Annotated in this window: 1 protein-coding gene; it reads left to right on the forward strand. The window is 48.1% G+C overall.

The window, feature by feature from the left end:
- Nucleotides 1–74: 74 nt before the first annotated feature.
- Nucleotides 75–412: replicative helicase loader/inhibitor (locus NE664_14740; protein ID MCQ4727892.1), on the forward strand; the 338-nt coding region annotated here is incomplete at its 3' end.

Consider the following 412-nt stretch of genomic DNA (forward strand, 5'->3'; position numbering starts at 1 on the left):
GGAAAACAACAGGACAAGCAAAACGAGAGCCGGGAAATGATGTATAACTGGGCGATGTCAAGAGGAGGAGAGGAATGAACACAAAGGAATTTGCCGTATTTGCAGATCGGATAAAAACAGCATATCCAAAAGACAACCTGCTGGCAACGGGAGATCAGATGGACTGGTGGTATGAACTACTGGGAGATATTCCTTTTCAGGTTGCTATAATGGCTCTCAAGAAATACGCACTGTCTAACAAATTTCCACCTGCAATATCAGACTTAAGACTGTATGCGGCAGATTTGATGGAAACGCGTATCCCCGATGCTGACGAAGCGTGGGGCGAGGTCAACATGGCTGTAAGGCGCTACGGATATATGAGGGAGGCGGAGGCACTGAAAAGCCTCAGCGGTCCAGTACGTAGGGCTGT

The sequence above is a fragment of the Anaerotignum faecicola genome (assembly GCA_024460105.1).
GTDB lineage: Bacteria > Bacillota > Clostridia > Lachnospirales > Anaerotignaceae > JANFXS01.